The following is an 18,687-nucleotide window of genomic DNA, read 5'->3' on the forward strand; positions in this document are numbered from 1 at the left end:
GGCTGCATCAGGCATGGCTGCATGTGGCCAGTATAGCTATTCAATCAGAGGCTTAACAGGCACTGTGCCGATGAATACGCATCGCTGCGAGACATCTCGTAATAATAAAAATTGTGATGATGAAGGCGCGTCATTAATGACTTTCATTATGCGCTAACGCAATGAAATATCGCTGATAATGGCGGCTTTACTCGCAGTGGCGAATTCTGTAGGGTGTGGCGGCACCATAATTTCAGGTATTTCAGGGATCCCCCGCCTCATGTTTGCAGGACTGTTAATTATTTTAGTACCGCTTATTCTCGGCTACCTTATTCCCCTGCGCAAAGCAGGCGCGCTGCGGCTTATCAACCGGTTTTTAAGCTGGCTGGTGTATATCATTCTGTTCTTTATGGGAATAAGCCTGGCGTTTCTTGATAATCTGTCTGCGAATCTGCTGGCGATTTTTCATTATTCCGCCGTCAGCATTACAGTCATTATGTTGTGCAATATCGCCGCCCTGCTGTGGCTTGAACGCGCGATCCCGTGGCGCCATCGGCATCATCAGGAGAAACTACCGTCGCGCCTCGCGATGGCGCTGGAATCCCTCAAGCTGTGCGGCGTCGTGGTGCTCGGCTTTCTGCTGGGGCTGACCGGCCTTACGTTTCTTAAGCACGCCACCGAGGCGAGCGAATACACCTTAATTTTCCTGCTGTTCCTGATAGGCATTCAGCTTCGTAACAACGGCATGACGCTCAGGCAGATTGTGCTTAACCGTCGCGGCATGATGGTGGCGGTCGTGGTGCTGGGCAGTTCGCTTATCGCGGGCGTCGTGAACGCGCAGCTGTTGGGGCTGCCGCTGCGCGCGGGGCTGGCGATGGCATCAGGCTTCGGCTGGTACTCGCTCTCCGGCATTCTGATAACGGAATCCTGGGGGCCGGTTATCGGCAGCGCCGCGTTCTTTAACGATCTGGGCCGCGAGCTTATCGCGATTATGCTGATCCCGGCGCTGGTACGCCGCAGCCGTTCCACCGCGCTCGGCATCTGCGGAGCGACATCGATGGACTTCACGCTGCCAGTTTTACAACGCAGCGGCGGGCTGGAACTGGTGCCCGCCGCCATTGTTCACGGCTTTATTCTGAGCCTGCTGGTACCGTTGCTCATGGCGCTGTTTGCCGCCTGATACCTCTTTGGCGGTAGGCTCCTGCCGCCAAAATTGCGCTACGTCAATCTCACTTCAGGTTCCTTAAAAAATGCTTTTCTCCCCCTGCGCCCAGGCCTAACCTTAAACATGCATATTAAATATAACTTTAAGGTGTCATCATGTTTTGCGTGCAATGTGAACAAACGATTCGTACTCCGGCGGGCAATGGCTGCGCGTATGCGCAGGGGATGTGCGGAAAGACCGCCGAAACCTCCGACCTGCAGGATCTGCTGATTGCGGCTTTGCAGGGGCTTTCCGCCTGGGCGGTCAAAGCGCGTGAGCTTGGCATCATCGACCATCATGTAGATAGCTTTGCGCCCCGCGCTTTCTTCTCCACTCTCACCAACGTGAACTTCGATTCGCCGCGCATTGTGGGCTACACCCGCGAAGCGATTGCGCTGCGCGACGCGCTGAAAGCCCAGTGTCTGGCTGTTGACGAAAACGCGCAGGTCGACAATCCGATGGCGGCGCTAACGCTTGCGAGCGACGACCTCGGCGAGTTACAGCGCCAGGCCGCCGCCTTCGCCCCGAATATCGATAAAGCGGTGATAGGCGAGAATATTCTTGGCCTGCGCCTGCTGTGCCTCTATGGGCTGAAAGGCGCGGCGGCGTATATGGAACACGCGCACGTGCTCGGGAAGTCAGACAACGATATCTATGCGCAGTATCACAAAATTATGGCGTGGCTCGGCACCTGGCCTGCGGATATGAACGCGCTGCTGGAATGCGCGATGGAAATCGGCCAGATGAATTTCAAAGTAATGAGCATCCTGGACGCAGGCGAAACCAGCAAATATGGCCACCCGACCCCGACGCAGGTCAATGTCAAAGCCGTGGCGGGCAAATGTGTTCTGATTTCCGGCCACGATCTGAACGATCTCTATAACCTGCTGGAGCAGACCGAAGGCACCGGCGTTAACGTTTATACTCACGGCGAAATGCTGCCCGCGCACGGCTACCCGGAGCTGCGCAAATTTAAGCATCTGGTCGGCAACTACGGCAGCGGCTGGCAGAACCAGCAGGTGGAATTCGCCCGCTTCCCTGGCCCGATTGTGATGACGTCCAACTGCATTATCGACCCGACCGTCGGCAATTATGACGATCGCATCTGGACCCGCAGCATCGTCGGCTGGCCAGGCGTCAGCCACCTCGAAGGCGACAACTTCGCGCCGGTCATCGCTCAGGCGCAGCAGATGGCGGGCTTCCCGTATTCTGAGATTGAACACCTGATTACCGTTGGTTTCGGCCGCCAGACGCTGCTCGGCGCCGCCGACACGCTCATTGATCTCGTGAGCCGTGAGAAACTGCGCCACATCTTCCTGGTGGGCGGCTGCGACGGCGCGCGCGGCGAACGCAGCTACTTTACCGATTTCGCCACCCAGGTGCCGGAGGATTGCCTGATCCTGACCCTGGCCTGCGGCAAATACCGCTTCAATAAGCTCGACTTCGGCAATATCGAAGGGCTGCCTCGTCTGGTGGACGCCGGCCAGTGTAACGACGCCTACTCGGCGATTATTCTCGCGGTGACGCTGGCCGAAAAACTCGGCTGCGGCGTCAATGATCTGCCGCTGTCGCTGGTGCTCTCCTGGTTTGAACAGAAAGCTATCGTGATCCTGCTGACTCTGCTGTCGCTCGGCGTGACCAATATTATTACCGGCCCGACCGCGCCTGGCTTCCTGACGCCGGATCTGCTGGCGGTGCTGAATGAGAAGTTCGGCCTGCGCCAGGTCACCACCGTTGAGCAGGATATGCGCGCGCTGCTGGGCGCGTAAGGAGGAAACATGACGATGCCAACCCCACAATGCCCGTGGCGCATGCAGGTTCACCACATCCGGCAGGAGACGCCGGATGTCTGGACGCTGTCGCTCCTGTGCCACGATTTCTATCCGTACCAGGCGGGGCAGTATGCCCTGGTGAGCATTCGCAATCGCGCCGATACGCTGCGCGCTTACACGCTCTCTTCAACGCCTGGCGTGAGCCCGTTTATCACCTTAACGGTGCGCCGGATCGACGACGGCGAAGGCTCCGGCTGGCTGACGCGCGAGGTGAAACGCGGCGATTATCTGTGGCTTTCCGACGCGCAGGGCGGCTTCACCTGCGCGGATAAAACCAGCGAACGCTTTTTGCTGCTGGCAGGCGGCTGCGGCGTGACACCGATTATGTCGATGCGCCGGTGGCTGGCGAAGTATCGTCCACAGGCTGACGTGCAGGTGATTTATAACGTGCGCACGCCGCAGGATGTGATTTTCGCCGACGAATGGCGCGACTATCCGGTAACGCTGGTTGCGGAAAATGGCGACGCGCCGGGCTTTGCGCACGGGCGTTTAACCCGGGCCATGCTGGAGGCGGTGCCGGATCTCGCCAGCCGTACCGTGATGGTCTGCGGCCCCGCGCCGTATATGGATTTCGTCGAGCAGGAAGTGAAAGCGCTCGGCGTGACGCGCTTTTTTAAAGAGCAGTTCTTCACGCCGGTCGCCGGGGCCGCCACCAGCGGGCTTAAATTCACCACGCTTACGCCTGCACGCGAATTTTATGGCGCGGTTGGCACCACGCTGCTGGAGGCGCTGGAGAGCAATAAAGTGCCGGTGAACGCCGCGTGCCGCGCAGGCGTGTGCGGCTGTTGCAAAACGCGGGTACTTTCCGGCGAATACAGCGTGACGAGCACAATGACGCTGACCGATCAGGAGATAGCCGACGGCTATGTGCTGGCGTGTTCGTGCCATCCGGCAAGCGATCTGGTGCTGGCCTGACGACACAGGGCGGGTGCGTTAACGCTTACCCGCCCTGTGCTTGCTGGCAATAATGGTAGGGCTGGTCAGCGAAGCGCCACCCGCCTTTCTGCCTGTACGCACACCTGCCGGCCCTTCACTCACTGCCACGCCGGGCGGCGCGCGACGCAATACCGCCCGGCGCCGCAAAACGCCACCGCCAGCGCGCCGGTGAAGAAATAGACGATATTCTCAATGGCCCATGCGCCGGTTTTATCGAGCATCCACGTCTTGTCCATACCCACCATCAGCCACGCGACAACCATCGTAAAGGCGATGACGAGCGCTGCCGGGCGCGTCAGAATGCCCAAAATCACCAGCAGCGGCGCCACCACCTCGCCCACCAGCGTACCGTACGCGATAAACTCCGGCAGGCCGCGCGCCGCCAGCATCCCGGCGATGCCGTCCACGCCATCCAGCAGCTTATGCACCCCATGAAACAGCATCAGCCCGCCCACGGTCAGGCGCAGCAGTAATTTACCTAAAGCCTCTCTGTCCAGCGCCCGGTTAAAGGCGGTGAGTGTTGTCGTTAGCATTTTTTTATTCCGTCTGAATCGCTGTCCCGGCGACGCCCAGCGGCGTGGCCGCCCACAAATCCATATGAAATTAAAGGCTATTCCCGCTGCCTGCAAAGCAATTTGGACTAAGCTTGTAACCGGTATCACAGACAACGCACTAAGGAGGGAAAATGAAACAGACCGTGGCGTCCTATATCGCAAAAACCCTGGAGCAGGCGGGCGTGAAACGCATCTGGGGCGTAACCGGCGACTCGCTCAATGGCCTTAGCGACAGCTTAAACCGCATGGGCACCATCGACTGGATGTCGACGCGCCATGAAGAGGTGGCGGCCTTCGCGGCGGGCGCGCAAGCGCAGCTGACCGGCGAGCTGGCCGTGTGCGCGGGCTCTTGCGGGCCGGGCAACCTGCATCTCATCAACGGGCTGTTTGACTGCCATCGCAACAACGTCCCGGTACTGGCGATTGCCGCGCACATTCCCTCCAGCGAAATCGGCAGCGGCTATTTCCAGGAGACGCACCCGCAGGAGTTGTTCCGCGAGTGCAGCCATTACTGTGAGCTGGTGTCGACGCCGGAGCAGATCCCGCAGGTGCTCGCCATCGCGCTGCGTAAAGCCGTGCTGGAACGCGGCGTCTCGGTGATAGTGCTGCCGGGCGATGTGGCGCTCAAACCCGCGCCGGAAGATGTGAATCCCGCCTGGTATCACGCGCCGCAGCCGGTTATCGTGCCGCCGCAGGACGAACTTAAAAAACTCGCCCAGCTGTTGCGCTACTCCGATAACATCGCGCTGATGTGCGGCAGCGGCTGCGCGGGCGCGCATGAGGAGCTGGTGGCGTTCGCCCGTACGCTGAAAGCACCCATCGTCCATGCGCTTCGCGGCAAAGAGCATGTCGAGTACGACAACCCGTACGACGTGGGCATGACCGGGCTTATCGGCTTCTCGTCCGGCTACCACACCATGATGAACGCCGACACGCTGATCCTTCTCGGCACCCGTTTTCCCTATCGCGCGTTCTACCCGACTCACGCCAAAATCATCCAGATAGATATCAACCCCGGCAGCATCGGCGCGCACAGCAAAGTCGACATGGCGCTGGTGGGCGATGTGAAAGCGACACTCGCCGCTCTGCTGCCGCTGCTGGAGGAGAAAACTGACCGGCATTTCCTGGATAAAGCGCTGGAGGATTACCGCGACGCGCGCAAAGGGCTCGACGACCTGGCGCAGCCGAGTGAAAAGGCGCTGCACCCGCAGTATCTGGCCCGTCAGATAAGCCACTTCGCCGCGCCGGACGCGATTTTCACCTGCGATGTCGGCACGCCGACCGTGTGGGCGGCGCGCTATCTGGAGATGAACGGCAAACGCCGCCTGCTGGGTTCGTTCAACCACGGCTCGATGGCGAACGCCATGCCGCAGGCGATCGGCGCCCAGGCGAGCGCGCCGGGGCGTCAGGTGGTGGCGATGTGCGGCGACGGCGGCTTCAGCATGCTGATGGGCGATCTGCTCTCGCTGGTGCAGCTCAACCTGCCGGTGAAAGTCATCGTCTTTAACAACAGCGTGCTCGGCTTTGTGGCGATGGAAATGAAAGCGGGCGGCTACCTGACCGACGGCACCGATCTGCACGCGACTAATTACGCGCGCATCGCCGAAGCGTGCGGCATTCCGGGCATTCGCGTGGAAAAAGCGAGCGAGCTGGATGACGCGCTCTCACGCGCCTTCAGCACCGACGGCCCGGTGGTGGTGGATGTCGCCGTCGCCAAAGAGGAGCTGGCGATGCCGCCGCAAATCAAGATGGAACAGGCTAAGGGCTTTAGCCTCTATATGCTGCGCGCCATCATCAATGGCCGCGGGGATGAAGTTATCGATCTGGCGAAAACCAACTGGTTCCGGTAAAAGAGACGTTTCTGTTCACCGAAAAGGATATACCGTGATCGATTTACGCAGTGATACCGTCACGCGCCCTGGCAACGCCATGCTGGCGCGTATGATGGCGGCCCCCACCGGGGATGATGTCTATGGCGACGACCCGACCGTTAACGCGCTGCAGGAGTATGCGGCGCACCTGAGCGGCAAAGAGGCGGCGCTGTTTCTGCCTACCGGCACCCAGGCGAACCTGGTGGCGCTGCTGAGTCACTGCGAGCGCGGCGAGGAGTATATTGTCGGACAACTCGCGCACAATTATCTCTATGAAGCCGGCGGCGCAGCGGTGCTCGGCAGCATTCAGCCGCAGCCGATTGACGCCAACAGTGACGGCACGCTGCCGCTTGATAACGTCGCGGCGAAAATCAAACCCGACGATGTGCACTTCGCCCGCACCCGCCTGTTAAGCCTTGAAAATACCCATAACGGCAAAGTACTGCCGCGCGATTATCTTCAACAGGCGTGGGAATTTACCCGCGAGCGCGGTCTCGCGCTGCATGTGGACGGCGCGCGCATCTTTAACGCAGTAGTGGCGTATGGCTGCGAGCTGAAAGATATCGCGCAGTTTTGCGATACGTTCACGATTTGCCTCTCCAAAGGGCTCGGCGCGCCGGTGGGCTCGCTGCTGCTCGGCAGCCATGAGTACATTCAGCGCGCAAAACGCTGGCGGAAAATGACCGGCGGCGGCATGCGTCAGGCCGGTATTCTCGCGGCCGCCGGGCTTTATGCGCTGGAGCATAACGTTACGCGTCTGAAAGAGGATCACGACAACGCCGCCTGGCTTGCCGCGGCGCTGCGCGATGTGGGCGCGGATGTGCGTCGCCACGACACCAATATGCTGTTCATCCGCGTGCCGCCGGCGCAGGTCGCCGCGCTCGGCGCGTTTATGAAAACGCGCGACGTGCTGATAAGCGCCGCCCCGGTGACGCGTCTGGTGACGCACCTTGATGTCAACCGCGAACAGCTTGAAACCGTCGTGGCATACTGGCGGGAGTTTTTACAGCAGGCGGCATAACGCCTTTACAGCGCTGCGGCAAGGGGCCTGTTCAGCTGCGCTTACGCGCATTGTTACGTTGTACCCATTGCATCAGCGCTGATTTCACGGAAGAATGCGCGGCTAAACGTTACAGCACAGTGGATCGATATGAAGGTACTGGTCACGGGCGCCACCAGCGGTTTAGGCCGAAACGCGGTCGAATATTTACGTCATCAGGGTGTCCAGGTCCGGGCCACCGGGCGCAATGAAGCGATGGGCAAGCTGCTGGAGAAAATGGGCGCGGAATTTATCCCTGCCGATTTAACCGAGCTGGTATCCTCGCAGGCGAAAGTCATGCTGGCCGGTATTGATACCCTCTGGCACTGTTCGAGCTTTACCTCGCCCTGGGGCCCGCAGGAGGCGTTCGATCTTGCCAACGTGCGCGCCACTCGCCGTCTCGGCGAATGGGCCGTCGCCTGGGGCGTGCGCAACTTCGTGCATATCTCCTCCCCCGCGCTCTATTTCGATTATCACCACCATCGCGATATTCGCGAAGATTTCCGCCCGCACCGGATGGCGAACGCGTTCGCGCGCAGCAAGGCCGCCAGCGAAGAGGTTATCCAGCTGCTGGCGCAGGCGAACCCGCAGACGCGCTTTACCATTCTGCGTCCGCAAAGCCTGTTCGGGCCGCACGATAAAGTCTTTTTCCCGCGTCTGGTGCAGATGATGCGCCATTACGGCAGCGTGCTGCTGCCACGCGGCGGCGAGGCAATGGTGGATATGACTTACCATGAAAACGCGGTTCACGCGATGTGGCTTGCCAGCAGCAGCGCCTGCGACGCGCTGCCGTCGGGGCGCGCGTATAACATCACTAACGGCGAAGCGCGTCCGCTGAAAAGTATCGTGCAGAAGCTGATTGATGAGCTGGGAATTTCGTGTCGTATCCGCTCGGTGCCTTATCCGATGCTGGATATGATGGCGCGAAGCCTGGAGCGCCTCGGCAAGCATTCGCATAAAGAGCCGGCGCTGACGCACTACGGCGTTTCAAAGCTGAATTTCGATTTCACGCTGGATATCAGCCGCGCCGAAAGCGAGCTGGGCTATAAGCCTGTGGTGTCGCTGGATGACGGCATTGAGCGCACCGCGTACTGGCTGCGCGACCACGGCACGTTGCACCGCGGATAACGCCTTGCCTGTAAAAATTAACGCTGCATTTTGCGGCGTTTTCTTCATTACCCCTGACCGTATTTCTCCAGCAACGCCTCGGCGATCGCCTGACTCTGCGCGTCCGGCAGGCCGTCATAGCGCGCGGGCCTGAAATGCATCTGGAACGCCTGAATGACGCGTTTGCGCTGCGCTTCGCTCATTTGCGGCGTCACGTCATAGCCGTAGCGCGCCAGCAGATCCAGCAGCGTGTTTTCATCTACCGGCGCATAAGGGTTGCGCCCGGCGAGATAAAACGCGACGCGCTGTTCATCCGGCCACGCCCCGATGCCCTGCGCCGCCAGCGCCTGCCACGGGAACAGCGGCCCCGGATCGTCTTTGCGCTGCGGCGCGATATCCGCATGCGCCACGACGTTCTGCGGCGTAATCTGGTAGCGGTGGATGATGTCGCGCGCAAGCTTGCTGAGCACGGCTATCTGCGGCGGGCTGAACGGGAAGAAACGCTTCTGCCCGTCGATTTTCCGGTAGCCATAGTTCTCAAGCTCGATGCCGACAGAGGTGTCATTTAGCCGTGTGGCGCCGCGCCAGAAGCTCGCGCCCGCATGCCACGCCAGCTCGCGCTCCGGCACCAGTTGCCAGATAACCGGTTTGCCGCCTTTTTCAGGCGGGTTCGCCGGGATCAGATAGTGCGAGCTGACGTGCCGGTCAGTCAGCGTGGCAAGCGACGTGTCGAAATCATCGGCGGTGTAGTGAATAACCAGCACTTTAATGCGCGGATACGCCGCCTGCGCCGCCCGGCGCGTATCCACTTTATAATCGCCGCGATCGACAATCCCTTTTTCGCCCGCGCACCCTGCGAGCAGCGCCGCCAGCAGCAGCGGCCAGAAACGCAGTTTCATCGACGGGTTTTCACCGCCGTGCCGCTGACGCTCACCATCAGCATGCTACCGTCTTTACCGACAGTTTCATAATCGATATCAATGCCGACGACGGCATCGGCGCCGAGCGACGCGGCCTGGTCGCCCAGCTCGCGAAATGCGATTTCACGCGCCTTGCGCAGCTCTTTTTCATACGCGCCGGAACGGCCGCCGACGATATCGCGGATGCCTGCAAAAAAGTCGCGGAAAATATTGGCGCCGAGGATCGCCTCGCCGGTGACGACGCCGCAATACTCAACGATAACTTGTCCTTCCAGGGTTGGCGTGGTGGAAAACTGCATGGTTCTCTCCTTTTGGCTATCAATGCGTTAGCAGACGATACCAGACGCAATTCGGTAACGATACGCTATGCTAAAAAAGTCCTGTGACAAGAAACGTAGTCCTGCTTACCGGAATAAGGAAATAAAAATGCGCCATACCGTTCTGACTCTGGTTCTTCCGTGCGCCCTGATGCTGAGCGCCTGTACCACCGTGACGCCCGCCTTTAAGGATATCGGCTCGCGCAGCGGCCCGTGCGTGGAAGGCGGCCCTGATGCCGTGGCGGAACAGTTCTACCAGCACCGCATCGAACAGCGCAGCCAGGGGCTGACGCGCCTGACCGATTTACGTCCCTATTTAAGCGATTCGCTCTATCAGCTTCTTGATAAATCGAACCGCGAAAACCACGCCGATAACGGCTTCTTACGCACCGATCCATTCTCCAGCCGCACCGACGCGCCTGAGAGCGTGCGCGTCGCCAGCGCCTCGCGCATTCCCAACACCGACGCGCGCAATATTCCGCTACGCGTGGAGCAGCAGCGCGGCGAGACAAAATGGCTGGATGAAGTGCTGATGGTGCGCGAAGGCCAGTGCTGGGCCGTGGATGACGTGCGCTATCTTGGCGGCAACGTACATGCGCCAGCGGGCACGCTGCGCCAGTCGCTGGAGCGCCGCTAAGCGCGGCGGGAGTGGGTGCGATAAACCGTCTGGCTTAGCGCCATCTGGCCGACATTTATTCTTGCCCCACCCCCACCCCGCTATATCGTGCTGGTTTTGTACCGTAAATGTGGAGAATATTAAGTTTTAACGCACTAATATTGCATAACTATTCTGCCAACGGTACTATTCGCGGTCTCAATTGCTATTCAACTGCTACGCATGAGTATTCAACTAAACGGCATAAACTGCTTTTACGGCGCGCATCAGGCGCTGTTTGACATCACGCTCAGCTGCCCTGAGGGCGAAACGCTGGTGTTGCTTGGCCCAAGCGGCGCGGGGAAAAGCTCGCTGCTGCGGGTACTCAATTTGCTGGAAATGCCGCGTTCCGGGCAGCTCAGCATTGCGGGCAACCAGTTCGACTTCTCGAAAGCGCCGGGCGATAAAGCTATCCGCGAACTGCGCCGCAATGTCGGCATGGTGTTCCAGCAGTACAATCTGTGGCCGCACCTGACGGTGCTGGATAATCTTATCGAAGCGCCGTGCCGGGTGCTGGGGCTTAGCAAAGAGGCCGCGCGTCAGCGTGCCGACAAACTGCTGGAGCGCCTGCGCCTGACGCCTTATGTCGATCGTTATCCGCTGCACCTCTCCGGCGGTCAGCAGCAGCGCGTGGCGATTGCGCGCGCGCTGATGATGGAGCCGCAGGTGCTGCTGTTTGACGAGCCGACCGCCGCGCTCGACCCGGAAATCACCGCCCAGATCGTCAGCATTATCCGCGAGCTGTCACAGACCGGGATCACGCAGGTTATCGTGACGCACGAAGTGGAAGTGGCGCGTAAAACCGCCAGTCGTGTGGTCTATATGGAAAATGGACATATTATCGAGCAGGGCGACGCGAGCTGCTTTAGCGCGCCTGCGACCGACGCGTTTAAAAACTATCTTTCCCACTAAAGATGACCGGAATAATGACAATGAAAAACGTATTAATTGCCGCGCTTCTTGCAAGCGTTAGCCTTTCCGCCGCCGCAGCACAAACTATCCGTTTCGCGACCGAAGCCTCTTACCCGCCGTTTGAGTCGATGGACGCGAGCAATAAAATCGTCGGTTTCGACGTCGATCTGGCCAATGCGCTGTGTAAAGAGATAGACGCGACCTGTACGTTCACCAACCAGGCGTTCGACAGCCTGATCCCGGCGCTGAAATTCAAGCGCGTGGATGCGGTAATGGCGGGCATGGATATTACCCCTGAGCGTGAAAAACAGGTGCTGTTCACCGCGCCGTATTACGACAACTCCGCGCTGTTTGTCGGCCTGCAGGGTAAAAACAGCAGTATTGCGCAGCTGAAAGGCAAACGCGTGGGCGTGCAGAACGGCACCACTCACCAGAAATTCATTACCGACAAACACCCGGAAATCACCACCGTGCCTTATGACAGCTACCAGACCGCGCGTCTGGATCTGCAAAATGGCCGCATCGATGCCGTGTTTGGCGATACCGCCGTCGTAACCGAATGGCTGAAAACCAATCCGAAACTGGCCGCGGTTGGCGATAAAGTGACGGACAAAGACTACTTCGGCACCGGTCTTGGCATCGCGGTGCGCCAGGGCAACACTGAACTTCAGCAGAAATTCAACACCGCGCTGGAGAAAGTGAAAAAAGACGGCACGTACAAAGCCATCTACGACAAATGGTTCCAGAAGTAATCGCCTGAATGAACGAAATGTTTCCATTAGCAAGCGCCGCCGGGATGACCGTCGGCCTTGCCGTCTGCGCCCTTTGCCTGGGCCTGGTGCTGGCGATGCTGTTCGCGGTCCTGGAATCGGCGAAGTGGCGGCCCGTGGCGTGGCTCGCCACGGCGCTGGTGACGCTGCTGCGCGGCCTGCCGGAAATTCTGGTGGTGCTGTTTATCTATTTCGGCTCGTCGCAACTGCTGCTGACGCTCTCGGACGGGTTTACCATTCCGCTGGGGTTCGCCACTATTCCCGTGCAGGTGCAGATCGATAACTTCGATGTCAGCCCGTTTCTGTGCGGCGTGATTGCGCTCGCGCTGCTCTACTCCGCGTACGCCTCCCAGACGCTGCGCGGCGCGCTGAAAGCCGTTCCGCACGGTCAGTGGGAATCGGGCCAGGCGCTGGGACTGTCGAAATCGGCCATTTTCTTCCGCCTGGTGATGCCGCAGATGTGGCGCCACGCGCTGCCGGGGCTTGGCAACCAGTGGCTGGTGCTGCTGAAAGACACCGCGCTGGTGTCGCTGATTAGCGTGAACGATTTGATGCTGCAAACCAAAAGCATCGCCACCCGCACCCAGGAGCCGTTTACCTGGTACATTGTCGCGGCGGCGATTTATCTGGTGATCACCCTGATAAGCCAGTACATCCTCAAGCGTATTGACCTGCGCGCCACGCGTTTTGAGCGGAGGCCTGGCTGATGCTTGATTACTTGCCGGAGCTTCTCAAAGGGCTGCACACCAGCCTGACGCTCACCGTGGCGTCCATCGCCGTGGCGCTGGTGCTGTCGGTTATCTTCACGATTATCCTGACGCTGAAAACGCCGGTGCTGGTCTGGCTGGTGCGCGGCTACATTACGCTGTTCACCGGGACGCCGCTGCTGGTGCAGATCTTCCTGATTTACTACGGGCCAGGGCAGTTTCCGTCGCTGCAGAACTATCCGTGGCTGTGGCACGTGCTTTCCGAGCCGTGGCTGTGCGCGCTGGTGGCGCTGTCGCTGAACTCGGCGGCGTATACCACGCAGCTCTTTTACGGCGCTATCCGGGCTATCCCGGACGGCCAGTGGCAGTCCTGCGGCGCGCTCGGCATGAGCCGCAAAGATACGCTCGCTATCCTGCTGCCGTATGCGTTTAAGCGCGCGCTCTCGTCGTATTCCAACGAAGTGGTGCTGGTGTTTAAGAGTACGTCGCTCGCCTACACGATCACGCTGATGGAAGTGATGGGCCACGGGCAACTGCTGTATGGCCGCACCTATGACGTGATGGTGTTTGGCGCGGCGGGCGTGATTTATCTTATCGTCAACGGCCTGTTAACGCTGCTGATGCGCCTGATTGAGCGTCGCGCGCTGGCGTTTGAGCGCCGCAGCTAGTTCCCCTCACCCCGCCCTCCTCCTTGCGGGGAGGGCGGTATGTTTGATGGCGGATACGCTTCGCTTACCCGCCCTGTAAAACCTGAAGCAACATACTCCTCTTTTGCTGGAGGGGCGAGCGAAGCGCCCCCTCTGCCCCCCTGCGCCGGCAAATAAAAATATTTATACATTTTTATTGAATAAAAATTCACTTAATGGCATGGTGTTATCACGCCGGGTAAACGGTGATTTATAACGAGATTGACAGACGGGAGCTTTACGCATGAAAAAAATCATTCTGGCCGCCATGCTGGCGGGTGCCGCTTTCCACGCCACTGCCGCAGATAAAATCAGCTTCGGCTCATCCGCCACTTACCCGCCGTTCGAGTCGCTCGACGCCAGCAATCAGATCGTCGGTTTTGACATCGATCTCGCTAAAGCGTTATGCAAAAAAATGCAGGCGGAGTGCACATTCACCAACCATGCGTTCGACAGCCTGATCCCGGCGCTAAAATTTAAAAAATATGACGCCGTCATCTCCGGTATGGACATCACGCCCGAGCGCCAGAAACAGGTCGCGTTTACCGCGCCCTATTACGCCAACTCCGCGGTGGTGATTGCCAAAAAAGGCGCGTACAAATCTTTCGATGAACTGAAAGGCAAACGCATCGGCATGGAAAACGGCACCACGCACCAGAAATACCTCCAGGATAAACACCCGGAAGTGAAAACCGTGGCGTATGACAGCTACCAGAACGCGATTATCGACCTGAAAAATGGCCGTCTCGACGGCGTCTTCGGGGATACCGCCGTGGTGAATGAATGGCTGAAGAATAACCCGCAGCTTGGCACCGCCACGGAAAAAGTAACCGACCCGCAATACTTCGGCACCGGGCTTGGCATCGCGGTACGCCCGGAAAACGTCGCGCTGCTGAAAAAGCTCAACGACGCGCTGGAAGCCATCAAAGCCGACGGCACATACCAGAAAATCAGCGACCAGTGGTTCCCGCAGTAAGCGTCGCGTCTCGCCTTCCAGGGCCCGCCATGCGGGCCTTAATTTTTTCGCGATTTGCGGTACTGCAACGGCGTTTCGCCAAGCCGCTTGCGAAAGCAACTGATGAAATACGTGGTATCGGAAAATCCGGTCATCTGCGCGATCTCCGCCACGCTGTACGCGTGATGGCGTAACAGCTCGCACGCTTTGCGCAGCCGGAACGTCGTCAGATAGTCGTGGATAGCCTCCCCCGTCTCCTGCTGAAAGCGACGCGAAAGATAGCTGCGCGAACGGTTAAGCTTCTGCGCCAGCGCGCTGAGGCTGAATTTCTGCGCGTAGTGTTCTTCCACCCAGTACATCACCTGCGTTGAGAGCGTATTGCTGGCGCGCGGCAGCGGCGCGGGCGTCTGCGGTAACAGGCTCAGCAGATGGATTAAAAAGCTCGCCACCTCTTCATGCTCGCTACGCCCTTTCGCGAGTCGCGGCGCGTAAAGCGTGAAAAGATGGTCAAGATGCGCGTGAATGTCGGCGAAATCCACCACGGTTGCGCGCGCGCCGCGCTGACAGAGCTGCGCCAGCCGCGCATGGCGCTGCGCGAACGGCGTGAGCAGCCGCAGCGCGGCGTGATTATCCAGATGGATAACCGTGCGCCGGTAGCGCTCACGCTCGCTCTCCTCCACCATCACTTTATGCAGCGTCATCGGCGGAAAGATAAACAGCCGTCCGGGACGCATCGTGTATTGCTGGTTATCCACCATCACCACGCCGTAGCCCTCCTCCACATACAGTAGCTCCAGACACTGATGCCAGTGATGATAGCGAATCGAATTGGCATACAGGCGGCTGAACGAGACGATGTCGTCATCGAGCGAGATAAGCTCCAGCAGCGATTTTTCGCAGGCGGTATCCACAGGGCAACAGATTTCAATTTTTGGCCAGGTGACAGGAGTTATAAACCATAGTTTTAAATTTTCTCAAACAGTGTCTTAGGGAATGCGTCACCCTGTGACACAGCTAACATTTAGCCCTCGCCCGGCTTACCTATGCTTGCACCCATTACGCAGGAGCGCAGCGCGATACAAGCGCATTGATGAGGTGAATAATGGCAGGCGAGAAAAACAGAGAAAATCCGCTCTCTTCCCGCAGCGATGTAGCGGCGCTGCTGATGCGGCTGTTGCGCGGGCTGGACGCGCAGTTTGTGGCAGGCGACACCGGCATTACGCTCGGGGCGACCTGCGCGCACTACGGGCCGGACATCGCTCGCATGGAGGGGCTGTCGCGCGCGTTGTGGGGCCTGTTTCCGCTGATGGCGGGCGGCGATGCGCCGCCGGAGTGTGAAAAATACCTGACGGCCATCCGCCACGGCACCGATCCGCAGCATCCAGGCTACTGGGGAGATACCGGCCCTTACGATCAGCGGCTGGTGGAGATGGCGGCCTACGGGCTGGGGCTTGCGCTGTTGCAGGAGACGCTCACCGCGCGGTTCAGCGCCCGCGAACTCGATAATCTCTGTCGCTGGCTGCGCCAGATTGCTGACGCCGACATGCCGGACAGCAACTGGAATTACTTCGCGATCCTCGTGGAGCTGGGCTTTAAGCGCGCCGGGCTGCCGTGGCGGCGCGATGTGCTGGAGGCGCGCTTCGCCCGCATGGAGGCGTATTACCTCGGCAACGGCTGGTACGCCGATGGCCCAGGCCGCCCGAGGGATTACTACATCTCGATGGCGTTTCACTTCTACGGGCTGGTCTACGCCACGCTAATGGCACAGGACGACGCCGAACGCGCCGCCACGCTTCGCGACCGCGCGCGCCGGTTCGCCACGGATTTCATCTGGTTTTCCGCAACCAGCGGGGCGTCAATTCCGTTTGGCCGCAGCCTCACCTACCGCTTCGCGATGGTCGCGTTCTGGAGCGCCGTCGCGTTCTCCGGCCTGGAAGTTTATACGCCGGGCGTGGTGAAAGGCATCGTGCTGCGCCACCTGCGCTGGTGGATGGAACAGCCGATTCTCGATCGCGACGACATCCTCACGCTCGGCTACGCCTGCCCCAATCTCGCGATGTGCGAGGACTATAATTCCCCCGGCTCCCCGTACTGGGCGCTGAAGGTGTTTCTGGTGCTGGCGCTCCCGCAAACGCATCCGTTCTGGCAGGCGCAGGAAGCGCCGCTGCCGCTCGCCGACGGGCATCACGCTATTCCCGAGGCCTCGCAGTTGCTTGTTCACAGCGAAGCGTCGCGCCACGCCTGGCTGCTGACCGCAGGCCAGCTGGAGTTGAATAACTATGTGAATACCGAGGCCAAATACACCAAATTCGCCTACTCCAGCCATTTCGGCTTCACCCTTGAGCGTGGTCGCTATGGCATTAAACACGCGGCCTGCGATTCCATGCTGCTGCTGTGCGAAAACGACGGCTACTACCGCGGCCGCCGCGCGTGCGACGAGGTGATTACCGCGCACGACCATATTTTCTCGCGCTGGTCGCCGTGGCATGACGTACAGGTCGCGACCTGGCTTATCCCCTGCGGCGTGTGGCAGTTGCGCGTGCACCATATTCGCAGCGCCCGCGAACTCCACAGCGTCGAAGGCGCCTTCGCCACGCGCTGGCAGCCGCAAACGACACGTGTTGAAACCCTACCAGGCCGCTGCGACATCCATGCCCCGTACGGCGCCTGCGCCATCGTCGAGCTGTCTCCCGCTAACGCCCGACAGCCGGAACCGGTCATTACCCCGCCTAACAGCAGCGTGATGTTTGCCGAATGCGCCGCTATTGCGGCTCTTAGCGGCGCGATAGCCCCAGGCGACACCTGGCTGTGCTGCGCGGCGGCAGGCGTTATCGGCGCGCCCGACGCGCTTTCGCACGCGCCGGCTATCGCCTTTCTGGATGATGCCCTGTGCCTGCGTACGCCGGACGGCGAGGCGCGCCGCATCCCGCTCTACAACAATAAATAAGCCCCTGAGAGGTCTGTATGAAAAACATCACTGCTGCGAATAAAGCGGAATACGTGAAAATCAGTAGTTTTATCTTTCTCTACTTCTTTACCTGGTCTGCCAGCATCGGTCTGCTGGCTATCTGGCTCGGCCAGAAAACCCATTTGAGCGGTTCGGTCATCGGAACCGTGTTTGCGGTAAACGGGATTTTCTCGGTGATCCTCAAGCCCGTGTATGGCTACATTCTCGATAAAATCGGCATGAGCAAACACCTGCTCTATTTTGTGGTGGGCATGTCCGCGCTGATGGCGCCGTTTTTTATCTATGTTTATCAACCGTTGCTCATCTCGAATACGCTGCTCGGGATTATCGTCGGCGCGATTTATTTAAGCTTCGCGTGGTATGCAGGCGTCGCCGCCTGTGAATCCTACACCGATCGCTACAGCCGCCTGAACGGCATGGAGTTTGGGCAGATCCGCATGTGGGGCTCGCTCGGCTGGGCGGTCGCCTCGTCGTTCTCCGGCCTGCTGTTTAACCTCTCCCCTGCGTATAACTTTATGCTCGGCAGCGTCGCGTCGCTGGTCATGCTCGGCGTATTGCTGAGCCTGAAGGTCAACACGTCCACCACCCACGCAAGCGAGGTGCTTTCGAAACAGAAAATTGCCATGAGCGACGTGTATGAACTGCTGCGCAGCCGTAAGTTCTGGGCGTTCTGCCTCTACGTAGCGGGCGTCGCCTGGATGATGTTCATCGCCGAGCAGCAGTTTTCGCGCTATTTCGTCACTTTCTTTGACGACGTGCAGCAGGGCAACGCGGTGTTCGGCTACCTCGGCACGGTGCAGTCCGGTATGGAATTTGTGATGTACATGGTGGTGCCGGTATTTGTGAATTACGTGGGGGCCAAAAAAGGACTGCTGATTGTCGGCCTGGTGGTGGGCGCGCGGCTGATTATCTCGGGCCTGTGTGATTCCCACCTGCTGATTTCGGTGCTTAAGCCGCTCTACGGGCTCGAAATCTGCCTGTTGCTGGTGTCGGTGTTCAAATATATCGCCGAGCATTTCGACAAGCGCGTCAACGCCACCATGTATCTGCTGGGCTACCAGGCGATGCTCTACGTCGGCAACGTGGTGGTGTCATCGCCCGCAGGGTATCTCTATGACCGCATCGGCTTCGAGCAGACCTACATCCTGATGGGCGCTATCGCCCTCACCTTTACGTTCATTTCCGCCTTTACCCTTTCCGCCTGTCAGAGCAAGCGCGCCGGCGCGGCTCACACCGCGGCGGCGGTGAAAAACTGACTGTCAGACACACTTTTAA

The 18,687-nt window shown here is 59.4% G+C and carries 18 protein-coding genes; 14 read left to right on the forward strand and 4 right to left on the reverse strand.

What is annotated here, in order from left to right:
* Window positions 1-259 precede the first annotated feature (259 nt).
* From AFK63_RS11750 to hcr, 3 genes are all read left to right on the forward strand, one after another.
* Entirely contained in the window at window positions 260-1,159 is a 900-nt protein-coding gene (locus AFK63_RS11750) for a lysine exporter LysO family protein (protein ID WP_038863852.1), read from the forward strand.
* 140 nt (window positions 1,160-1,299) lie between these two features.
* Entirely contained in the window at window positions 1,300-2,952 is a 1,653-nt protein-coding gene (hcp, locus tag AFK63_RS11755) for a hydroxylamine reductase (RefSeq protein ID WP_038863853.1), read from the forward strand.
* Between the two features lie 9 nt (window positions 2,953-2,961).
* Entirely contained in the window at window positions 2,962-3,930 is a 969-nt protein-coding gene (hcr, locus tag AFK63_RS11760; RefSeq protein WP_038863855.1) for an NADH oxidoreductase, read from the forward strand.
* Between the two features lie 119 nt (window positions 3,931-4,049).
* On the opposite strand, the gene AFK63_RS11765 is transcribed toward hcr, so the two are convergent.
* Window positions 4,050-4,484 (reverse strand): DoxX family protein, encoded by a 435-nt coding sequence (locus AFK63_RS11765; RefSeq protein ID WP_038863856.1) that lies wholly within the window; start codon window positions 4,482-4,484, stop codon window positions 4,050-4,052.
* A 152-nt stretch (window positions 4,485-4,636) separates the two neighbouring features.
* Between AFK63_RS11765 and poxB the strand changes: the two genes are divergently transcribed.
* The 3 genes from poxB to AFK63_RS11780 all read left to right on the forward strand — a co-directional run bounded on the left by poxB (window position 4,637) and on the right by AFK63_RS11780 (window position 8,543).
* Window positions 4,637-6,355 carry a ubiquinone-dependent pyruvate dehydrogenase gene (gene poxB, locus AFK63_RS11770; RefSeq protein WP_038863858.1) on the forward strand — a complete coding sequence of 573 codons (1,719 nt, stop codon included), beginning with the start codon at window positions 4,637-4,639 and terminating at the stop codon, window positions 6,353-6,355.
* 34 nt (window positions 6,356-6,389) lie between these two features.
* The gene (gene ltaE / locus AFK63_RS11775; protein ID WP_038863860.1) at window positions 6,390-7,397 is read left to right on the forward strand and encodes a low-specificity L-threonine aldolase; all 1,008 of its coding nucleotides are present in this window, start codon (window positions 6,390-6,392) and stop codon (window positions 7,395-7,397) included.
* A 129-nt stretch (window positions 7,398-7,526) separates the two neighbouring features.
* Window positions 7,527-8,543 (forward strand): NAD-dependent epimerase/dehydratase family protein, encoded by a 1,017-nt coding sequence (locus AFK63_RS11780; RefSeq protein WP_038863861.1) that lies wholly within the window; start codon window positions 7,527-7,529, stop codon window positions 8,541-8,543.
* 47 nt (window positions 8,544-8,590) lie between these two features.
* Here the strand turns inward: AFK63_RS11780 and AFK63_RS11785 are convergent, their stop codons facing one another.
* On the reverse strand, window positions 8,591-9,421 hold the full coding sequence (locus tag AFK63_RS11785) for an N-acetylmuramoyl-L-alanine amidase (protein ID WP_038863862.1): 831 nt from the start codon (window positions 9,419-9,421) through the stop codon (window positions 8,591-8,593).
* A complete protein-coding gene (locus AFK63_RS11790; protein ID WP_004386731.1) occupies window positions 9,418-9,741 on the reverse strand; it encodes a heavy metal-binding domain-containing protein in 324 nt (107 codons plus the stop codon). The genes AFK63_RS11785 and AFK63_RS11790 overlap by 4 nt, the downstream gene beginning before the upstream one ends.
* A gap of 127 nt (window positions 9,742-9,868) precedes the next feature.
* On the opposite strand from AFK63_RS11790, the gene AFK63_RS11795 reads away from it, so the two are divergent.
* From AFK63_RS11795 to artJ, 6 genes are all read left to right on the forward strand, one after another.
* Window positions 9,869-10,396, forward strand: a complete 528-nt coding sequence (locus tag AFK63_RS11795) for a lipoprotein (protein WP_038863864.1) — start codon at window positions 9,869-9,871, stop codon at window positions 10,394-10,396.
* Window positions 10,397-10,597: 201 nt separating this feature from the next.
* Window positions 10,598-11,326: an arginine ABC transporter ATP-binding protein ArtP gene (gene artP / locus AFK63_RS11800; protein ID WP_038863866.1), complete on the forward strand. Its 729-nt coding sequence runs from the start codon at window positions 10,598-10,600 to the stop codon at window positions 11,324-11,326.
* Window positions 11,327-11,346: 20 nt separating this feature from the next.
* Window positions 11,347-12,078 carry an arginine ABC transporter substrate-binding protein ArtI gene (gene artI, locus AFK63_RS11805; protein ID WP_038863867.1) on the forward strand — a complete coding sequence of 244 codons (732 nt, stop codon included), beginning with the start codon at window positions 11,347-11,349 and terminating at the stop codon, window positions 12,076-12,078.
* Between the two features lie 8 nt (window positions 12,079-12,086).
* Window positions 12,087-12,803, forward strand: a complete 717-nt coding sequence (gene artQ / locus AFK63_RS11810; RefSeq protein ID WP_038863869.1) for an arginine ABC transporter permease ArtQ — start codon at window positions 12,087-12,089, stop codon at window positions 12,801-12,803.
* Window positions 12,803-13,471 carry an arginine ABC transporter permease ArtM gene (gene artM, locus AFK63_RS11815; protein ID WP_038863871.1) on the forward strand — a complete coding sequence of 223 codons (669 nt, stop codon included), beginning with the start codon at window positions 12,803-12,805 and terminating at the stop codon, window positions 13,469-13,471. The genes artQ and artM overlap by 1 nt, the downstream gene beginning before the upstream one ends.
* 262 nt (window positions 13,472-13,733) lie before the next feature.
* Complete coding sequence (artJ, locus tag AFK63_RS11820; RefSeq protein ID WP_038863873.1) at window positions 13,734-14,465, forward strand: arginine ABC transporter substrate-binding protein ArtJ; 732 nt, start codon at window positions 13,734-13,736, stop codon at window positions 14,463-14,465.
* A 38-nt stretch (window positions 14,466-14,503) separates the two neighbouring features.
* Here artJ and AFK63_RS11825 read toward each other — a convergent pair whose 3' ends face one another.
* A complete protein-coding gene (locus tag AFK63_RS11825) occupies window positions 14,504-15,355 on the reverse strand; it encodes an AraC family transcriptional regulator (RefSeq protein WP_038863874.1) in 852 nt (283 codons plus the stop codon).
* 191 nt (window positions 15,356-15,546) lie between these two features.
* Between AFK63_RS11825 and AFK63_RS11830 the strand changes: the two genes are divergently transcribed.
* Both AFK63_RS11830 and AFK63_RS11835 read left to right on the forward strand, forming a co-directional pair.
* Window positions 15,547-17,391, forward strand: coding sequence for a DUF2264 domain-containing protein (locus AFK63_RS11830; RefSeq protein ID WP_038863875.1), 1,845 nt, complete (start codon window positions 15,547-15,549; stop codon window positions 17,389-17,391).
* Between the two features lie 17 nt (window positions 17,392-17,408).
* On the forward strand, window positions 17,409-18,668 hold the full coding sequence (locus AFK63_RS11835; RefSeq protein WP_038863876.1) for an oligosaccharide MFS transporter: 1,260 nt from the start codon (window positions 17,409-17,411) through the stop codon (window positions 18,666-18,668).
* Window positions 18,669-18,687: the final 19 nt, after the last annotated feature.

The sequence above is a fragment of the Cronobacter muytjensii ATCC 51329 genome (assembly GCF_001277195.1).
GTDB classification, from domain to species: Bacteria; Pseudomonadota; Gammaproteobacteria; order Enterobacterales; family Enterobacteriaceae; genus Cronobacter; species Cronobacter muytjensii.